At 73.5% G+C, this 15,542-nt stretch carries 16 protein-coding genes; 6 read left to right on the forward strand and 10 right to left on the reverse strand.

What is annotated here, in order from left to right:
* Positions 1-2 precede the first annotated feature (2 nt).
* The 7 genes from ABT299_RS39725 to ABT299_RS39755 all read right to left on the reverse strand — a co-directional run bounded on the left by ABT299_RS39725 (position 3) and on the right by ABT299_RS39755 (position 7,067).
* Complete coding sequence (locus tag ABT299_RS39725; RefSeq protein WP_500253898.1) at positions 3-980, reverse strand: NAD-dependent epimerase/dehydratase family protein; 978 nt, start codon at positions 978-980, stop codon at positions 3-5.
* The gene (locus ABT299_RS39730; RefSeq protein WP_500253899.1) at positions 977-1,414 is read right to left on the reverse strand and encodes a MerR family transcriptional regulator; all 438 of its coding nucleotides are present in this window, start codon (positions 1,412-1,414) and stop codon (positions 977-979) included. Before ABT299_RS39730 ends, ABT299_RS39725 begins: the two co-directional genes overlap by 4 nt.
* 34 nt (positions 1,415-1,448) lie before the next feature.
* Positions 1,449-2,129, reverse strand: a complete 681-nt coding sequence (locus ABT299_RS39735; protein WP_500253900.1) for a hypothetical protein — start codon at positions 2,127-2,129, stop codon at positions 1,449-1,451.
* 153 nt (positions 2,130-2,282) lie between these two features.
* A complete protein-coding gene (locus tag ABT299_RS39740; RefSeq protein ID WP_500253901.1) occupies positions 2,283-3,002 on the reverse strand; it encodes an ABC transporter ATP-binding protein in 720 nt (239 codons plus the stop codon).
* A 13-nt stretch (positions 3,003-3,015) separates the two neighbouring features.
* A complete protein-coding gene (locus ABT299_RS39745) occupies positions 3,016-4,752 on the reverse strand; it encodes a branched-chain amino acid ABC transporter ATP-binding protein/permease (RefSeq protein WP_500253902.1) in 1,737 nt (578 codons plus the stop codon).
* A gap of 4 nt (positions 4,753-4,756) precedes the next feature.
* Positions 4,757-5,680: a branched-chain amino acid ABC transporter permease gene (locus ABT299_RS39750; RefSeq protein ID WP_500253903.1), complete on the reverse strand. Its 924-nt coding sequence runs from the start codon at positions 5,678-5,680 to the stop codon at positions 4,757-4,759.
* A gap of 67 nt (positions 5,681-5,747) precedes the next feature.
* The gene (locus ABT299_RS39755) at positions 5,748-7,067 is read right to left on the reverse strand and encodes an ABC transporter substrate-binding protein (protein WP_500253904.1); all 1,320 of its coding nucleotides are present in this window, start codon (positions 7,065-7,067) and stop codon (positions 5,748-5,750) included.
* 196 nt (positions 7,068-7,263) lie between these two features.
* Between ABT299_RS39755 and ABT299_RS39760 the strand changes: the two genes are divergently transcribed.
* The 3 genes from ABT299_RS39760 (at position 7,264) to ABT299_RS39770 (ending at position 9,157) form a co-directional block, all read left to right on the forward strand.
* A complete protein-coding gene (locus tag ABT299_RS39760; RefSeq protein ID WP_500253905.1) occupies positions 7,264-7,899 on the forward strand; it encodes a TetR/AcrR family transcriptional regulator in 636 nt (211 codons plus the stop codon).
* On the forward strand, positions 7,896-8,540 hold the full coding sequence (locus tag ABT299_RS39765) for a TetR/AcrR family transcriptional regulator (protein ID WP_500253906.1): 645 nt from the start codon (positions 7,896-7,898) through the stop codon (positions 8,538-8,540). Before ABT299_RS39760 ends, ABT299_RS39765 begins: the two co-directional genes overlap by 4 nt.
* A 101-nt stretch (positions 8,541-8,641) precedes the next feature.
* Positions 8,642-9,157, forward strand: a complete 516-nt coding sequence (locus tag ABT299_RS39770; RefSeq protein ID WP_190855166.1) for a flavin reductase family protein — start codon at positions 8,642-8,644, stop codon at positions 9,155-9,157.
* 63 nt (positions 9,158-9,220) lie between these two features.
* Here ABT299_RS39770 and ABT299_RS39775 read toward each other — a convergent pair whose 3' ends face one another.
* Positions 9,221-9,808 (reverse strand): TetR/AcrR family transcriptional regulator, encoded by a 588-nt coding sequence (locus ABT299_RS39775; protein ID WP_500253907.1) that lies wholly within the window; start codon positions 9,806-9,808, stop codon positions 9,221-9,223.
* A 90-nt stretch (positions 9,809-9,898) separates the two neighbouring features.
* Between ABT299_RS39775 and ABT299_RS39780 the strand changes: the two genes are divergently transcribed.
* Entirely contained in the window at positions 9,899-10,921 is a 1,023-nt protein-coding gene (locus ABT299_RS39780) for an aldo/keto reductase (protein ID WP_500253908.1), read from the forward strand.
* Positions 10,918-11,934, forward strand: coding sequence for an NADPH:quinone reductase (locus ABT299_RS39785; RefSeq protein ID WP_500253909.1), 1,017 nt, complete (start codon positions 10,918-10,920; stop codon positions 11,932-11,934). Before ABT299_RS39780 ends, ABT299_RS39785 begins: the two co-directional genes overlap by 4 nt.
* Positions 11,935-11,961: 27 nt before the next feature.
* Here the strand turns inward: ABT299_RS39785 and ABT299_RS39790 are convergent, their stop codons facing one another.
* On the reverse strand, positions 11,962-13,257 hold the full coding sequence (locus tag ABT299_RS39790; protein WP_500253910.1) for an FAD-binding oxidoreductase: 1,296 nt from the start codon (positions 13,255-13,257) through the stop codon (positions 11,962-11,964).
* Between the two features lie 149 nt (positions 13,258-13,406).
* Here ABT299_RS39790 and ABT299_RS39795 point away from each other — a divergent pair, with 149 nt between their 5' ends.
* Positions 13,407-14,363: a LysR family transcriptional regulator gene (locus ABT299_RS39795; RefSeq protein WP_190855155.1), complete on the forward strand. Its 957-nt coding sequence runs from the start codon at positions 13,407-13,409 to the stop codon at positions 14,361-14,363.
* Here ABT299_RS39795 and ABT299_RS39800 read toward each other — a convergent pair.
* Entirely contained in the window at positions 14,350-15,540 is a 1,191-nt protein-coding gene (locus tag ABT299_RS39800; RefSeq protein ID WP_500253911.1) for a beta-1,3-glucanase family protein, read from the reverse strand. The two genes, ABT299_RS39795 and ABT299_RS39800, sit on opposite strands and share 14 nt — an antisense overlap.
* Between the last annotated feature and the right edge of the window lie 2 nt (positions 15,541-15,542).

Below are 15,542 nucleotides of genomic sequence, written 5' to 3' on the forward strand. Positions count from 1 at the left end.
CGTCATTCGTTCGCCTTGAGGAGGTCGAGGTCGCGGAGGCTTTCGGCGGACTCCACGATCGTCGTCTCGGCCGGACGCGGCCGCCAGCCGAGTTCCGTCCGGGCCCGGTCGTTGCGGATGATCGGCCGCGGCGGCCCGTCACCCGGCTCCTCCTCCGTGGGCACCCGTGCGGCGAGCGGGCCGAGCCGCCGGCGCAGGACGGCGGCGATGTCCAGGAGGCTGAGCGCCGGGCCGTCGCCGACGGCCAGGAAGCGACGGCCCGCGGCGCCGGGCGCCGCCATCGCGCGGATGTGCAGGTCGGCCACATCGCGGACGTCGACGATGCCGAAGCGCAGCCGCGGCGCGCGTTTCATCGCGCCGTCGAGCATGGCCTTGATCAGCTGGATCGAGGAGCCCGGGACGGATGTGAGGGCGGGCCCGAAGATGCCGGTCGGGTTCACGGCGACCAGTTCGGTGCCGCCGTCCCCGTCGCCCATCAGGTCCCACGCAGCGCGCTCGGCGATCGTCTTGGAGCGCGGGTAGGGCGCCAGCCCCGGCGTGCCGGGATCGGTCCAGTCGTCCTCGGTGTACTCGGCGCCCGGCTTCGGCGTATACCCCACCGCGGCGAAGGACGAGGTCAGCACCACGCGGCGGGCGCCCGCCGCGCGCGCGGCGCGCAGCACCCGCAGCGTGCCCTCGCGGGCGGGGACGATCAGCTCGTCCGGGTCGTCGGGCCGGGCGGCCGGGATCGGCGAGGCGACGTGGTGGACCTCGGCGCAGCCGGCCACCGCGGCGGCCCAGCCGTCGTCGGCCGTCAGGTCCGCCGCGACGACCTCCAGGCCGGAGTCGTCCGCGCCGCCGCGTCGCACGGCCGCGCGCACGTCGGCCTCGCGGGCCGTCGAGCGCACCGTGGCGCGCACCTCCCTGCCGTCCCGCAGCAGCGCGGCGACAAGGTGCGTGCCGAGGTAGCCCGACCCGCCGGTGACCAGGACCCGGCTCATCGCAGGAGCTCCAGCCGGTCGACCGACTCCACGAGGCGCCGCGTCACCTCGGCCTCTTCGGCGGCGTCACCGCGGTCGCGGGCGTCCCACAGCGCCGCCTTGTCGCGCAGGTAGCCGAGCCGCGCCCGCCGGGCGGCGATCTCCGCCTCGACGCGCTCGGCGTGCCGCAGCAGCAGGTCGCGCTGCTCCCCCGCCGCGGCCCGGCCGCGGGCACGGTTGGCCTGGTAGGCGCGCATGTCGTCGATCCCCACCCCGGCGGCGCGGAGGCAGGCCAGCGCCTCCAGCACGTCGAGGTCCTCGACGCCGTAGCGGCGGTGCCCGCTGCTCTCGTCCCGCCGGATCGGCCCGACGAGCCCGACGTCCTCGTAATAGCGCAGCGTCGGCTCGCTGAGCCCCGTGCGCCGGGAGACGTCCTGGATGGTGAAGGTGCTCATGTCCAGCAGGACAGCACACCTCAAGCGCTTGAGGTCAAAGCTGGCCGAAGGTCCAGCCGATCGCCTGCCGCTGGAGTTCCTCCATGACGACGGAATCGCCGGACGACGCGGTGGCGGGCTGCTGCGGGACGGCGCTCGCATACGACACCGTCGGGTCGGTGGGGTCGGCCGGGTGAGCGAGCGCGCCGCCGAACCTCAGATCTCCGGCGAACCACAGCACGCCGTAGCCGTCGGTCATGGCATTCCAGATGGCGCGCTGGAGCCGGGTCTTCATCACCCCCGCCACGTTCTGGTCCGGGTCCAGAAGGAACACGTGAACCAGCGTCGAGGGGTTCACATAGTCGCGGACGAGTTCCACGCGGCAGGGCCAGACCTGCCAGGGCTGCTCGGCCAGGACCCTTCTGAGGCGGTGTGCCTCCGGTCCCGTCAGACCCTCGCCACCGGGGCCGCGCACCCGCTCCTGGCTCCTCGCCGCCAGCCATATGACCAGCAAGGCCGCCTCCCCGGCGAGCACCCCGCCCACGAGGCCGGCGAAGGACAGTTCGTCCCTGAGCGCGATGATCATGCCCACGGCCATCGCCGCGCCGCACACCGAGACGCCGATGAAGAGCACCCGGTCCAGGCGTGCGGCCTTGTCGAGCTGGCCGAGGACGGACGGGGTGGCGGTCGCCGCCGGCTCGGGAGAGACCGCGTAGCCGAACCGCCTGGCGAGCATTCCCACCTCCGATGACCAGCGGCTTCCGAGATGCTTCTGATCATCATCCACGCACCGTGCGCACCCCAACAAGCGAGGCAGGATGACAGGAACCGGTCACCGGGGAGGGAACCTTTCCGGCGTCCCCGGTCGGGGCGGTCAGGATCGGGGCGGTCAGAAGAGGTCCCAGAAGTCGGTGCGGCCGCGCAGCTCGTCCGCGGTCTCTTCGAGGATCACGCTGCCGGAGCGCATCGCGTAGGCGCGGTCGGCGATCTTCAGGGCCTGCTTGACGTTCTGTTCGAGGAGCAGGACGCCGATCCCCTCGTCGTCGGCGAGGGAGCGCAGGCGGCCGAAGATGGTCTCGACGACCGAGGGCGCGAGGCCGAGGGACGGTTCGTCCAGCAGCAGCAGGCGGGGCCGGGCCATCAGCGCCATGCCCAGGCTGACCATCCGCTGCTGCCCGCCCGACATCGAGCCGGCCGGCTGCCTCCAGCGCTCGCCGAGGATCGGGAAGAGCTCCTTCACCGTCGCGAGGCGCTGCGCGGTGCTGGAGCCGGACGGGGCGTTGGCGGCGCCCAGCAGGAGGTTGTCGTGCACCGACAGGTCGGGGAACACGAACCGCTCGGACGGGATCATGGCGACGCCCGCCGCGACGGCCTTGCGGACGGGCCGGCGGGTGGTGTCGCGCCCGGCGATCCGGACGGTGCCGGCGCGCGGGCGGACGGCCCCGAGCACCGCCCGGATCGTGGTCGTCTTGCCCGCGCCGTTGTGGCCCATCAGGGTCACGATCTCGCCCGCCTCGACGCGGAGGCCGACGCCGTGGAGCACCTCCTTGCGGCCATAGCCGGCGACCAGGCCGCTCACGTCGAGCAGCGGCGCGCTGTTCTGGGACATCGGGTCCTCCTCGTCACTGGGCGCCGAAGTACGCCTCGGCGAGGCGGGCGGAACCGGTCAGCTCGTCGAGCGTGCCGGACGCGGTGATCTCGCCGAGTTCCATGAAGCAGGTGTGGTCGGCGAGCCGGCGGACGACGTCGAGGTTGTGCTCGACCAGGCAGACGGTCCGGCCCTCGTCCCGGACCGCCGCGACCATGGCGAGCATGGTCTCCACCCAGGCCGCGTCGACGCCGGAGGCCGGTTCGTCGAGCAGCAGCACCTCGGCCCGGGTCGCCAGCGCCCGCGCCAGCGAGACCAGCTTCGACTGGCCGTAGGACAGCGCGTCGGCCGGTGCCGCGGCCTGGTCCGCCATGCCGACGAACTCCAGCCACCGCATCGCCTCCGCGGCGGCCTCCCGGTCCGCGCGGGAGACGGCCCGGCCGGGCGCGAACAGCCGGCCGAGCCGCTCGCCCGGCTGGCCGGGGACGGCGAGCATGACGTTCTCCAGGCACGTCAGCCGGTTGAGCAGCCGCACGTCCTGGAAGGTGCGCGCCAGCCCGGCGCGGACGATCAGGTCCGGGCGCATCCCGACCAGCTCGGCGCCGTTCAGCGTCACCGAGCCGGTGTCGGGGACGACGGTGCCGGTGAGCAGGTTGAACGCGGTGGTCTTGCCGGCGCCGTTCGGGCCGACGAGCGCCGTGACGGTGCCGCGGCGCAGTTCGAGGTCGATGTTCTTGGCGGCGGTGATGCCGCCGAAGCGCTTGGACAGCCCCTCGGCGCGGAGCACGACGTCGGCCTCGGCGTAGGGCGTCCGGTCGGCGGGCGCGGGACGCGGCGAGGTCCGCGCCCGCGGCTCGAAACCGGACGAGGCGCGCACTGCGGGCGCGGCGGGCGCGTCGGGTATCGCGATCTTCCGGGGGCGCTCACGGAACAGGCCCTGCGGCCGGACGAGCATGACGAGCAGCAGCAGGGCGCCGTACAGCACCACCTGCACGAGCGCGGCCTGGGTGCTCTGCACGGCGAGGACCTGGCGGAGCACCGGCTCGATCATCGTGAGGACGACGCCGGCCGCGATCGAGCCGGCGAGGTTGGCGTTGCCGCCGACGATGACCATCGCGAACACCGCCATGGCGAGCGGGAACCCGTACGCCGACGGGGTCGCCTGGCCGAGCCAGCCGGAGTAGAGGCCGCCGACCAGCCCGGTCAGCCCGCTGGTGATCGCGAAGATGCCGATCTTGTAGCCGAAGGTGTTCTTGCCGAGCGCGCGGGTCGCCACGGCGTCCTCGCGGATGCCCTTGAGCACCTGCCCGTAGGGGGACTCGCCGAGGCGGCGGCAGACGGCGAAGACGAGGGCGAGCACCACCGCCGACGGGACCAGCCAGTCGGCCGGGGTGTCCAGCTCCATCCCGAACAGCCGCAGGCCGTCGACGCCGGTGATGCCCGTGACGCCGCCGAGGGCGTCGAAGGTGGCGAGGACGCCGATGATCCCGAGCGAGAACGCCAGCGTCATCAGGATGAGGAACTCCTCGGCGAGCCCGAGCGCGATCAGCCCGATCAGCACCCCGAGGACGGTGGTGACCAGCACGGCGACGGCGAGGGAGGCGAGGTAGGGCCAGCCGTGCTGGCCGGCGAGGAAGCAGACGGCGTAGCCGCCGACGCCCGCGAAGGCCGCGTGCGCGACGGAGACCTGCCCGGCGTAGCCGACGAGGAGGTTGACGCCGACGGCGAGGGCCGCGAGCAGCAGCGCCTGGTCCAGATAGTTGATCCACATGGCGTCAGACCTTCTCCAGCGGCACGGGACGGGCGGGGCGCGGGCGCGGCAGGCGGTCCTTCACCGCCAGGAACGCGAGGTAGGCGGTGAGGACGATGAAGACGGCGGTCTGCGTCCACTGCAGCGGCAGCCAGTTCGACGCCCACTGCTCCAGCAGGCCGAGCCCGATCCCGACGGGCAGCGCGCGCAGCGGCGACGAGCGGGTGCCCGCGAGGAAGGCCACCACGAACCCGTAGATGACCGTCGAGTCGCCCATGGTCGGCTGGACCGTGTAGAGCAGGCCGTACCAGAGCGCGCAGGCGCCGGAGATGAGACCGGCGACGGCGAAGCAGGCGAGGTTGACGCGGCGGACCCCGATCCCCAGCACGGCGGCGAGGCCCGGGTTGCTGCGGACGGCCTTGATCGAGCGGCCGATCGGCGTGCACGCCAGGAACGCGGTGAGGGCGAGGACGAGGACGAGGCAGGTGGCCGCCTGGTCGACGTCGAAGTTGGAGATCCGCGCCGAGCCGAGGTGGTGCTGCACCTGGTCCGGTCCGTAGAACGGCAGGCTGCTGGTGCCGAACTTGAGCTGGAGCAGGGCGATGCCCGCGGTGCTGACGCCGATCGAGGTCACCAGCACGGCGAGCATGGCGCGGTCGGCGGCGCGTCGGGCGACGGGCTCGTAGACGCCGAGTTCCAGCAGCATGCTGGCGGCGACCGCGACGGCGAGGCCGGCGAGCGCCGACGGCCAGAACGGCGCGCCGAGACCGTCCATCACCCAGTAGGCGGCGTAGGGGGCGGCGGTGTAGGTGAGCGCGTAGGCGAAGTGGAAGCGGTTGGTGACCCCGATGACGAGCGCCAGCCCGGCGCCGAGCGCGGCGTAGAGGGCGCCCCGCACGAGGCCGTTGACGGTCAGCTGCCAGAGTTCGCCGTCCAGCAGGTCGTGCATGGATCCTCCCGGATCGAGGGTCCCGGTGGACGGCCGCTGCGGGCCGTCCCCCGGGAGGCGAAGCGGGTCAGCCCGCGAGCCGGAAGCCCCGGCCGTCGACGTCGTAGGTGGCGAGCGCCTTGACCTTGCCGTCCTTGTACTCGAAGACGCCCATGGGGCGGCTCGCGACGCCGTGCGTCTTCAGGTCGATCTCCAGGGTGCCGACGGTGGCGGCGTCGCCGCCGTAGACCGAGGCGAACCGCGGGTCCTTCTCCAGCGCGGCCTTCAGCTGGGCGCTGTCGCCGGGGTCGCCGCCGGCCGCCTTCACGCGGCGGATGAGGTCCCAGACCATCAGCGTCTCCTCGTAGGCGTTGGCGGCGTAGAAGTCGGCCGGCTGCCCGTACGCCTTCTTGTAGGCGTCGGCGAAGAGCCTGGCCAGCGGGTTCGTCGGGGCGGACGGGTCGAAGTAGTCCATCGCGAACTTGAGGCCGTCGGAGTCGAGGACGCCCTTGGACGCCTTGACGGCCTCCTGCGTGAACTCGATGCCGAGGAGTTCGCTCTTGATGCCGGCGGCCTTGGCCTGGGCGGCGAACGCGCCGGGCGAGGCGCCGCTGAAGGCGACCCAGAGCAGGTCCGGCGGGTTCTTCTTGATCTTGGCGATCATGCTCGCGAAGTCCTGGGAGCTCGGCGCGGCGGTCTCCCACAGGCCGTTGAAGGTCAGGCCCGCGGCGGCGAACTTCCCGGTCATGTCGGCCTTGATGGCGGCGTTCGCGGCGCCGAGGTCCACGCCGGCGAGGCCGACCGTCCGGCCCTGCGGGTGGGTGCGCTTGAACCACTCCAGCGCGCCGGGGACGGCGTCGGAGGGCGCGACCTCGCGGGTGCCGTAGAAGTACTTCGTGCCCCGGGTGAAGACCTGGGCGCCGCCGACGCCGTCGAGGCTGAGGATCTTGTTCTTGTCGGTGTCGGCGAGCATCGCGCCGAGGCCGTCGCCCATCGAGGTGATCTTGGCCGGGACGCCCTCGGAGGCGAGTTCGGACGCGGCCTGCTTGGCGGCGACGGGGTCGGGGCCCTTGATGTCCTTGACGCTCGGGTGGATCGCGGGCCCGCCGGCCGCCTTGATCTGCTTCACCGCCAGCTCGATGGCGTTGCGCATCGACTGGCCGTTGCCGGCGGACGGGCCGGAGAGCGTGAGGGCGGCGCCGAGCTTGAAGGTGACGTCGCCGCCGAGCGCGGCGCCGTCCTGGAGCTTCAGGACCTTGACGAGGTCGGCGGCCTGGGTCTTGGCGTCCGCGGCGCTGACGCCGGTGTCGCCGGAGCCGCAGGCGGTCAGGCTCGCGGCCGCCGCCAGCGTCGCCATGAGGGGGGCGATCAGCCGCCGGCGGCGGCGATCGCTGCGAAGGGTGGGCATGGGTGTTCTCCGTTTCGCCGGCCAACGCCGGTGGCGTCGCCAGGAAGCCATACGCGCCACAATGGATCCGTATTGACCGCTACACGGACTGGAGCGATCACTACAGGGACGCGGTGTGACCGTACCCATGATGTGATGGTCGACACAACCCCCCGCCGGGGCGGAGTTCTCCGAGGTCCAGAGGAGCAGAGTGCAGATGCGGAAGACGGCACGGCGCCATCAGCAAGGCGAGGAGTCGAGGCTGCGGATCCTCGAGGCGACCCTCGCCATCGCCGCCGAGCGCGGCTACGACGGCACCTCGATCGCCTTGGTGACGGAGGCCACCGGGCTGCCGCCGAGCTCCGTCTACTGGCATTTCCGCAACAAGGACCAGCTGCTCGCCGAGACCCTGGAGTTCAGCTACCGGCGCTGGCGGGAGACCGCGCCGACCTGGCAGGAGCGGGTCGAGATCGGCGACCCCGCCGAGGAGGTCCGCGACCGGCTGCAGCGCGCCTCGCGCGCCATCGTCGACCGGCCCGAGTTCTGGCGGCTGGGCCTCATGCTCGGGCTGGCGAACCGGCCCAAGGAGCCCGCCGCGCGGCGCCGCTACATCGAGGTCCGGACCGAGACCCGCGCCGCCATCCGGGCCTGGTGGGAGCAGGTGCTCGCCGCCGGCGACCCGGAGCGCGGGCGGGAGGTCGCCGACCGGATGGCCCGCTTCCACCTCGCCGTCATGGACGGGCTGTACCTCGGCGTCCGCTCCGACCGGGGCTGGGACCTGGAACGCCTGGTCGACCTGATCGCCGACGGCGTCTACGCCCAGGCCGGCGCCTGGCTCGGCGAGGCGGCGTGAGCACCGTGCCGCCCCCCTCCCCCCGGCCCGGCGACGACCGGGAGATGTCCCGCGTCCGCATCCTGACGGCGGCCGCCGAGATCGCCGCCGAGAACGGCTACGAGGGCACCACGATCTCGAAGGTCACCAAGCGGTCCGGCCTGCCGGCCAGCTCCGTCTACTGGTTCTTCCGGGACAAGGACCACCTGCTCGCCGAGGTCGTCCGGCACAGCTTCGAGCAGTGGATCGCCGCCGAGCCGCGCTGGGAGCGCGATCCGCGCGACGAGCGGACGCTGGCGGAGGGGCTGCGCGACATCCTGTCCCGCTCGACGCGCGGCCTGCCCGGCGCGCCGGACTTCCTGCGCATCGGGCACATGCTGCTGCTGGAGTCCCGCGAGGTCGAGGCGGAGGCCCGCCAGTACTTCCTGGCCGCCCGGGACGCGGTGGCCAGCAGCATCGCGGCCTGGTTCACCTCGTATTTCAGCACCGAGCTGCGGGCCCGCCGGCCCGAGCTCGCGATGGACCTGGCCCGCGTCGTGATGGCCTCGACCGACGGGCTCTTCCTGGCCCACCAGATCGACGAGACCGCGGACGCGGACGACTTCATCACGATCATCGTGGCCGTCGTCGAGCAGGCCGTCGCGGGCGCCGGGCGGGCCTGAGCGCGGCCCCGGCGGGACGACCGGACGGCGACGCACGGTTGTCACGCCGGGGTCCGGCATGGCAATCTCTGTAGCGATCGCTACAGGGAGGAGTTCCCGCCATGCCCCTCACCGCCCACGGGACCGGCGCTCCGGTCATCGACCCCGCCCGCTTCCGCGACGTGCTCGGCCACTACCCCACCGGCGTCGTCGTGGTGACGGCCCTCGACCGGTCCGGTGCCGCCATCGGCATGACGGTCGGCTCGTTCACGTCCGTCTCGCTCGACCCTCCGCTGGTGGCCTTCCTGCCGGACAAGAACTCCAGCTCGTGGCGCGCGCTGCGGGAGTCGGGCGAGCGGTTCTGCGTCAACGTGCTGTCCGCCGACCAGGAGGACGTCTGCCGCGCCGTCGCCATGCGCAAGACGGACAAGTTCCACGACATCGAGTGGCGGCCGTCCCCCGCCGGCAACCCGATCATCAACGGCGCCGTCGCCTGGATCGACTGCGTCACCGAGCAGCTCCACGACGCCGGCGACCACCACATCGTCGTCGGCCGCGTCCTGCACCTGCAGGAGGGCGACGGCGAGACGCCGCTGCTGTTCCACCAGGGCGCCTACGGCACGTTCTCCCCGCACTAGCCCCCGGCCCCAGCGGCCGGCGAGACGCCGGCCGCCGCTACGACGACACCGGGCGGGACGTTCTCACCGCGCCCGGATGCCGTCGAGAACGAGCGAGACGACCGCCTCGGCCTCCGCCTCGGCCTCCGGGGAGGACCACTCCGCGGCGTGCAGCGGATCGTGGAAGCGGCTGGTCGCGTTGAGGACGGCCCGCGCGACCGCCTCCGGCTCGCCGTCCGCGAAGTCGCCACTGGCGATGCCGTCGACGACGATGGCGCGGATCTGGTCGATCAGGAACGCGACATGGCCGGACGAGACGCTGCTGTGCTCCGCCGCCAGCACCCGGAACGTGGCGAACAGCTCCGGGTCCTCCTTCGCCTTGGCCCACTTCGCGGCGAACATCGCGGTGAGCAGGCCGCGCAGCCGCTCGGGCGGGGACGACCCGGGAGTCCGGGCCGCGGCGGCGAAGTCCGCGCGCACCCGGTCGAGCCAGCGCCGGATCACGGCCTCGCGCAGGGCCGCCTTGGACGGGAAATGCCGGTAGACGCTCCCGTGGCTCACTCCCAGCAGCCGCGCGACGTCGAGCACCGTGGTCTTCTCCGGACCGTGGCGGCGCAGCACCTCTTCGGTGGCGGACACGATCGTCTCCGCGTCGAGCGGCTCTCCGCGCACCCGTCCTCCTCTTCGCACTGACGGCCATCAAACCATGCCGGAAGCCCGTCGGCATCTGGCTGACAAATATTGAAATCTGTCATTCACCACTTGTACCGTGGAGCCGCCAGCGCGCCACCACGGCCGTCCAGGGCGGCTCCGCCGGTCCTGCCGGGCGCGGTGTGCGCGATCACCGACCGACGCGATCACCGCCCGAGGAGACCTCCCATCAGCGCCCTCACCGCCGCGTTCGCCGGCCGCACCGTGTCCCGGATCGGGTACGGCGCGGCCCAGCTCGACCGCCTGCACGACCGCCCCCGCGAGGCCGCCGCGCTCCTGCGCCGCGCGATCGAGCTGGGCGCGGACCACGTGGACACCGCCACGTTCTACGGCTTCGGCTTCGCCAACGCGGTGATCCGCGAGGCCCTGCGCCCCGATGACGACGTCCTCGTCGTCACCAAGGTCGGCGCCGATCCGGACCCCGGCGGGCGGCTGCCGCTGCGGACCGCGCAGCGGCCGGAGCAGCTGCGGGCCAGCGTCGAGGACAACCTGCGCGGCCTCGGCCTCGACCGGCTGCCCGTCGTCAACCTCCGCCGCCTCGACACCGGCCCCGGCCTGCGCCCCGAAGGCGACCAGGCGGTCGACCTCGACGACCAGCTCGCGGTGATGACCGCCCTGCGCGACGAAGGCAAGATCGGAGCGATCGGGCTGAGCAGCGTCACCCTGGACGGCCTGCGCCGCGCCCTGCCCGCCGGGATCGTCTGCGTGCAGAACGCCTACAGCCTCGTCTCCCGCGATGACGAGGACATGCTGCGGCTGTGCGCCGCGGAGGGCATCGCCTGGGTGCCGTTCTTCCCGCTCGGCGGGGCCTTCCCCGGCCTGCCGAAGGTCACCGGGGAGCCGGCGGTCCGCGCCGTGGCCGAGTCGCTCGGCGTCACGCCCTCCCAGGTCGGCCTCGCCTGGCTGCTGCACCACGCCCCGAACATCCTGCTCATCCCCGGCACCGCCGACGCCGCCCATCTGGAGGCCAACCTGGCGGTCGGCGGGATCGCGTTCGACGACGACGCCCGCGCCGCCCTCGACGCCGTCGAGTCCCGCTCCAACGACGTCCCGATCGGCCGGGAGCGGGCATGAGGGCGATCGTCCACCGCGACAACGGCGGACCCGACGTCCTCCGGCTCGTCGACCGCGACCTGCCCGCGCCCGGCCCCGGCGAGGTCCGCGTCCGGATCGCCGTCTCCGGCGTCAACCCGGCCGACCTGCAGGCCCGCTCCGGCGGTCCGCTCGGGTTCCCCGAGGTCACTCCGCACCTGGACGGGGCCGGCGTGATCGACGCGGTCGGCGACGGCGTCGATCCGGACCGGGCCGGGCAGCGGGTCTGGCTGTTCCTGGCCGCCGCCGGGCGCCCCACCGGCACCGCCGCCGAGTTCACCGTCGTGCCCGCCGAGCAGGCCGTGCCGCTGCCCGACGAGGCCGGGTTCGAGGCCGGCGCCTCGCTCGGCGTCCCCGCGCTCACCGCGCACCGCGCGCTCACCGTCGCCGAGGACGGGCCGCGCCGGCTGCGGCCCGGCGCGCTCGACGGCCGGGTGGTGCTCGCCGCGGGCGGCGCCGGGGCGGTCGGGCACGCGGTGATCCAGCTCGCCCGATGGGCCGGCGCCACCGTGATCGGCACGGTCAGCGGCCCGGAGAAGGCGCGGCTGGCCACCGCCGCCGGCGCCCACCACGTGGTGAACTACCGCGAGGGCGACCCCGCGGCCGCGATCCGCGAGATCGCCCCGGACGGCGTCGACCTCGTCGCCGAGGTGGCGCTCGGCGCGAACCTCTCGCTGGACCTGGCCGTGCTCCGGACGCGCGGAACGATCTCGACCTACGCCAACGACGGCGGCAGGCCGGTCGAACTGGACGTCCTGCGGAACATGGTGCTGAACACGCGCCTCCAGTTCCTGGTGCTCTACACGGCCGGCCCGGAGGTGCGCGCCGCGGCCGCCGAGGACGTCGCCGCCGCCGTCCGCGCCGGCGCCCTCCCGGTCGGTGAGGAGCACGGCCTGCCGCTGGTCCGCTTCCCGCTCGACCGCACCGCCGACGCGCACCAGGCGCTGGAGAGCGGCGCGGTCGTCGGCAAGGTGCTGGTGGACGTCCCGTGGTGACCTCGGGCCCGCCGCCGTCCGGACCGCCTACCTGAGGACGGAGTGGTTGGCGCGCAAGACGCCGTGCGGGTCGCGGGAGCGCTTCAACTCGCGCAACCGGGCGAGGACCGGTCCGGTGAAGGCGTCGGCCGCGGTCTCCTCGGGTGTCAGCAGCGTGTACGGCTTGCGCCCGGCGACGACGGCCTCGAACCGCTCGACGAGCCGGGCCTGCTTCGCGCGGACGGCGCGCGCGAGGCCCGGGTCGGGTCCGGCGCCGACCATCTGGAGCAGGTACGGCTCGTCCAGGGTTCCGCTCGCGCCGGTGCCCGGACCGGCCAGCGCGCCGGACAGGTGCCGGATCTGGAGGGAGATCAGCGGGTCGATCGGCTCCGTGGCGAGCCCCTCGTCCAGGCCGGTCAGAAGTTCCGCCCGGGGCAGCGACGCGGACGGCGCGGTCGGCTCGGCGGCGATCCCGCCCAGGCCGGCCACCGCCACGGGCCCGCGGCCGTCGCTGATCGCACCCTCGATGCCGTCGATGCCGCGCACCAGTGCCGCGCCCTCGCGCGGGTCGCCGAGATAGGTGAGGTCCAGCGCCGCCATCGGCGGAGCGCCGGGGAACGCGAACCGGTCGAACCACACGGTCAGCTCGGGCGGGGCCTCCTGAGTGATCTTCTGGAAGGTCTCGAACACCTCGGCGGCGCGCGCGTCCGGCCAGATCACCCGTCCGCCGTACACCGACGGCGCCGGATGCAGATCGAATTCCAGCGACGTCACCAGCGCGAAGTCACCGCCGCCGCCCTTCAGCGCCCAGAACAGCTCCGGGTCGGACGCGGCGGTCACCCTCGTCCGCTCCCCGTCCGCGTCGACGGCGTCGAACGCGCGCACGCCGTCGGAGGCCCAGCCGTACCGGCGGCCGAACCAGGACAGGCCCCCGCCCAGCGTGTATCCGGCGACGTTCACCGCCGGCGAGCTGCCCGCCAGTCCCGTCAGCCCGTGGGGGCCGGCCGCCGACAGCACCCGCCCCCAGCTCACCCCGGCTCCCACCCGGGCCAGCCGCTCCTCCGCCCGGACCTGCACGCCGTCCAGGCGCCCGGTGCGCAGGAGGATCACCCCTTCCACGTCCCCCGAGGCGTCGTGGCCGCCGGCCTGCGCGGTCACCGCCAGGCCGGAGCGCCGCGCGTAGCGGACCAATGCGGCCACGTCCTCGGCGTCCTCGGCCGCCACCACGGCCGCCACCGGCTGGTCGACCGTCAGGTTCCAGGCCCTGCGCGCCGCGTCGAAGCCGTCGTCCCCGGGCTCCCAGACCCGTCCTCTGACGGCCCTCCGCAGGTCGGCGTTTGCCATCTCGCCCCCTCATCACCACGCTGGCTAACTTGACAGGATGCTAGCATCCTCGCCTCTTGAGGGGCGGCCGGAGCCGCCTTGCCGTTCCCGGAGGTACGCCGGATTCCCCTCCTGCCTACAACCGATGGTTGTGCTCGTAGGGTGTCCGGATGGATCTCGACACCGTCCGGACGTTCGTCGCCGCCGCCGACGCGGGGCAGTTCCAGGAGGCCGCCGCCGAGCTCGCGGTCACCCAGCAGGCCGTCTCCAAGCGCATCGCCTCGCTGGAGCGCTCCCTCGACGTCCGGTTGTTCACCCGCACCGCGCGCGGCGCCAAGCTCACCATCGACGGGCAGGCGTTCCTGCCCCACGCGCGGGAGCTGCTGCGCGCCGCCGACCGGGCCGTGGCGTCCGTGCGCACCGACCGCCGTCCGCTGCGCGTCGACATCCTCGCCTCGCGCGGCGCGGCCTCGGGCCTGATGCGCGCCTTCCACCGCGCGCACCCCGAGATCGAGCTCGACGTGGTGATGCTGTTCGAGATCGAGACGGCCCTGTCCGCCATCCGGTCCGGCGCGATCGACGCGTCCTTCCGCGCCGTCGGCATGCCCGGACGCCCCCTTCCCCCGGACGTCGAATCCGTCCGGGTGCTCGACGAGCCGCTCCAGCTCCTCACCGGCCCGGCGCACGCGCTGGCGTCCGCCCGGTCGGTGCCCCTCGCCGGGCTCGCCGGGCACCGCATCTGGATGCCCGGCATCGTCCCCGGAACCGAGTGGGCCGCCTACTACGAGGACCTCGTCGCCGAGTTCGGGCTCACCATCGAGGCGACCGGCCCGAACTTCGGCTCCGACGCGCTCCTCGACACCGTCGCCGACACCCCGGCCCTGGCCACGCTCATGGGCGGGCGGACCCGTCTCGTCTGGCCCGCCGACCACGGACTGCGCCGCATCCCGGTGACCGACCCGATGCCCGTCTACCCGCACTCGCTCCTGTGGCACCGCGACAACGCGCACCCCGCGCTGGCCGCTCTCCGCGCCTACCTCGCCGCCACCGCGGCCGACCATGACGCGCCGGGGACCTGGGTTCCGGGCTGGGCCGCGCTGGCGGGCGGTGCTCCTAGCCGACGGTGACGGTCAGGCGTCGCGGGTTGCCGTCGCCGGCGGCGCCGGACACGTCCGGCTGCCCGTCGGGGCAGACGTCGTCGTACGGGAAGGCGTACCCGATCGGGGTGTGGGCGTGCACGATCCGCGCCCAGTGGTCGGTGGTCGGGTCCTTGTAGTAGTCGGACTCCAGGGTGCCGTTCGGCTGGTCGGCGCTGCTCAGGATCGTGCTGCGGTTGAACGCCGCGGCGATGCGCGCGAGCAGGCCCTTCTTGATGTCGGAGTCGCTCGGGTCGTTGGCGAACGGCCCGTCGTTGCAGGTGAAGACGTCCTTGGACGCCGGGCGCGTGAACGTGCTGCCGTCGTTGAACGCGAGCACGCCATCGGTGACGCGCCCGGTGAAGACACCGCGCCCGCCTTGGAGGTCCACGTTGAGGTCGGTGCCGGCGTACTTGTCCCACACCCGGCCGACGTAGCCGTCCCAGTACGACGAGAACGCGCCGGGGTTGTTCGCCATGTAGCCCTGCGGTGCGATCACCCGCAGGACGCCGCCGCCGTCGCGGATGACGAGCCGGTCCCAGGGCTGCCCGTCCGTGTTCTTCTGCGCGACGAGGGCGTCCGCGACCGCGTCGGCCGCTCCGGCGGGCGCGGGCGCGACCGTGTGCGCGGAGTCGCCCGCGAGGTCGAGCCCGATCGGCAGCGCGGTGAGCAGGTCGACGTAGGAGATGTTCGCGAACAGCTGCGCCGGATTGAACGTGAACTCGCAGAACGACCAGGTCTTCAGGTAATTCGAGTCGGCCGGGTTGGCGAACGCCGGTTCCACGAGCGCGGGCCCGGGGTTGACGTAGAAGTCGAGCTTGTCGTTCTTCACGAAGTAGATGCGGGCGGCGTACATCTGCCCGAGGGTGAGGTCCGCGGCGCCGCCGGCGCCGACCGGGATCGAGCAGTCCACGGGCAACGGCGTCTGCGGCGCCGAGGGCGACGGAGGGTAGTACGGCGTGCTGTCGGCACGGAGCAGCATCAACCGGCCGGTGCCCTGCTCGCGGCCGGTGATGTAGGCGCTCACGGGAGCGGAGCCGTGGTTGGCGAGCGTGAGCCCGCACGTCGAGGGGGCCGCGAACGCGGGGCCGCCGAGCAGGCCGCGTCCGAACGGGACGGCGAGCGCGGCCGTTCCGGCCGCGGCGAGGAACGATCTGCGGGTGACCAACG

This window comes from Spirillospora sp. NPDC000708 (assembly GCF_040299565.1).
In the GTDB taxonomy this organism is placed as follows: Bacteria; Actinomycetota; Actinomycetes; order Streptosporangiales; family Streptosporangiaceae; genus Spirillospora.

Excerpts from the sequence above, each read along its gene's own strand:
- ABT299_RS39740 (WP_500253901.1), bottom strand. The coding sequence starts at position 3,002 with ATGTCCCAGAACAGCGCGCCGCTGCTCGACGTGAGCGGCCTGGTCGCC.
- ABT299_RS39785 (WP_500253909.1), top strand. The coding sequence starts at position 10,918 with ATGAGGGCGATCGTCCACCGCGACAACGGCGGACCCGACGTCCTCCGG.
- ABT299_RS39755 (WP_500253904.1), bottom strand. The coding sequence starts at position 7,067 with ATGCCCACCCTTCGCAGCGATCGCCGCCGCCGGCGGCTGATCGCCCCC.
- ABT299_RS39790 (WP_500253910.1), bottom strand. The coding sequence starts at position 13,257 with ATGGCAAACGCCGACCTGCGGAGGGCCGTCAGAGGACGGGTCTGGGAG.
- ABT299_RS39795 (WP_190855155.1), top strand. The coding sequence starts at position 13,407 with ATGGATCTCGACACCGTCCGGACGTTCGTCGCCGCCGCCGACGCGGGG.
- ABT299_RS39750 (WP_500253903.1), bottom strand. The coding sequence starts at position 5,680 with ATGCACGACCTGCTGGACGGCGAACTCTGGCAGCTGACCGTCAACGGC.
- ABT299_RS39760 (WP_500253905.1), top strand. The coding sequence starts at position 7,264 with ATGCGGAAGACGGCACGGCGCCATCAGCAAGGCGAGGAGTCGAGGCTG.
- ABT299_RS39745 (WP_500253902.1), bottom strand. The coding sequence starts at position 4,752 with ATGTGGATCAACTATCTGGACCAGGCGCTGCTGCTCGCGGCCCTCGCC.
- ABT299_RS39770 (WP_190855166.1), top strand. The coding sequence starts at position 8,642 with ATGCCCCTCACCGCCCACGGGACCGGCGCTCCGGTCATCGACCCCGCC.
- ABT299_RS39725 (WP_500253898.1), bottom strand. The coding sequence starts at position 980 with ATGAGCCGGGTCCTGGTCACCGGCGGGTCGGGCTACCTCGGCACGCAC.
- ABT299_RS39735 (WP_500253900.1), bottom strand. The coding sequence starts at position 2,129 with ATGCTCGCCAGGCGGTTCGGCTACGCGGTCTCTCCCGAGCCGGCGGCG.
- ABT299_RS39730 (WP_500253899.1), bottom strand. The coding sequence starts at position 1,414 with ATGAGCACCTTCACCATCCAGGACGTCTCCCGGCGCACGGGGCTCAGC.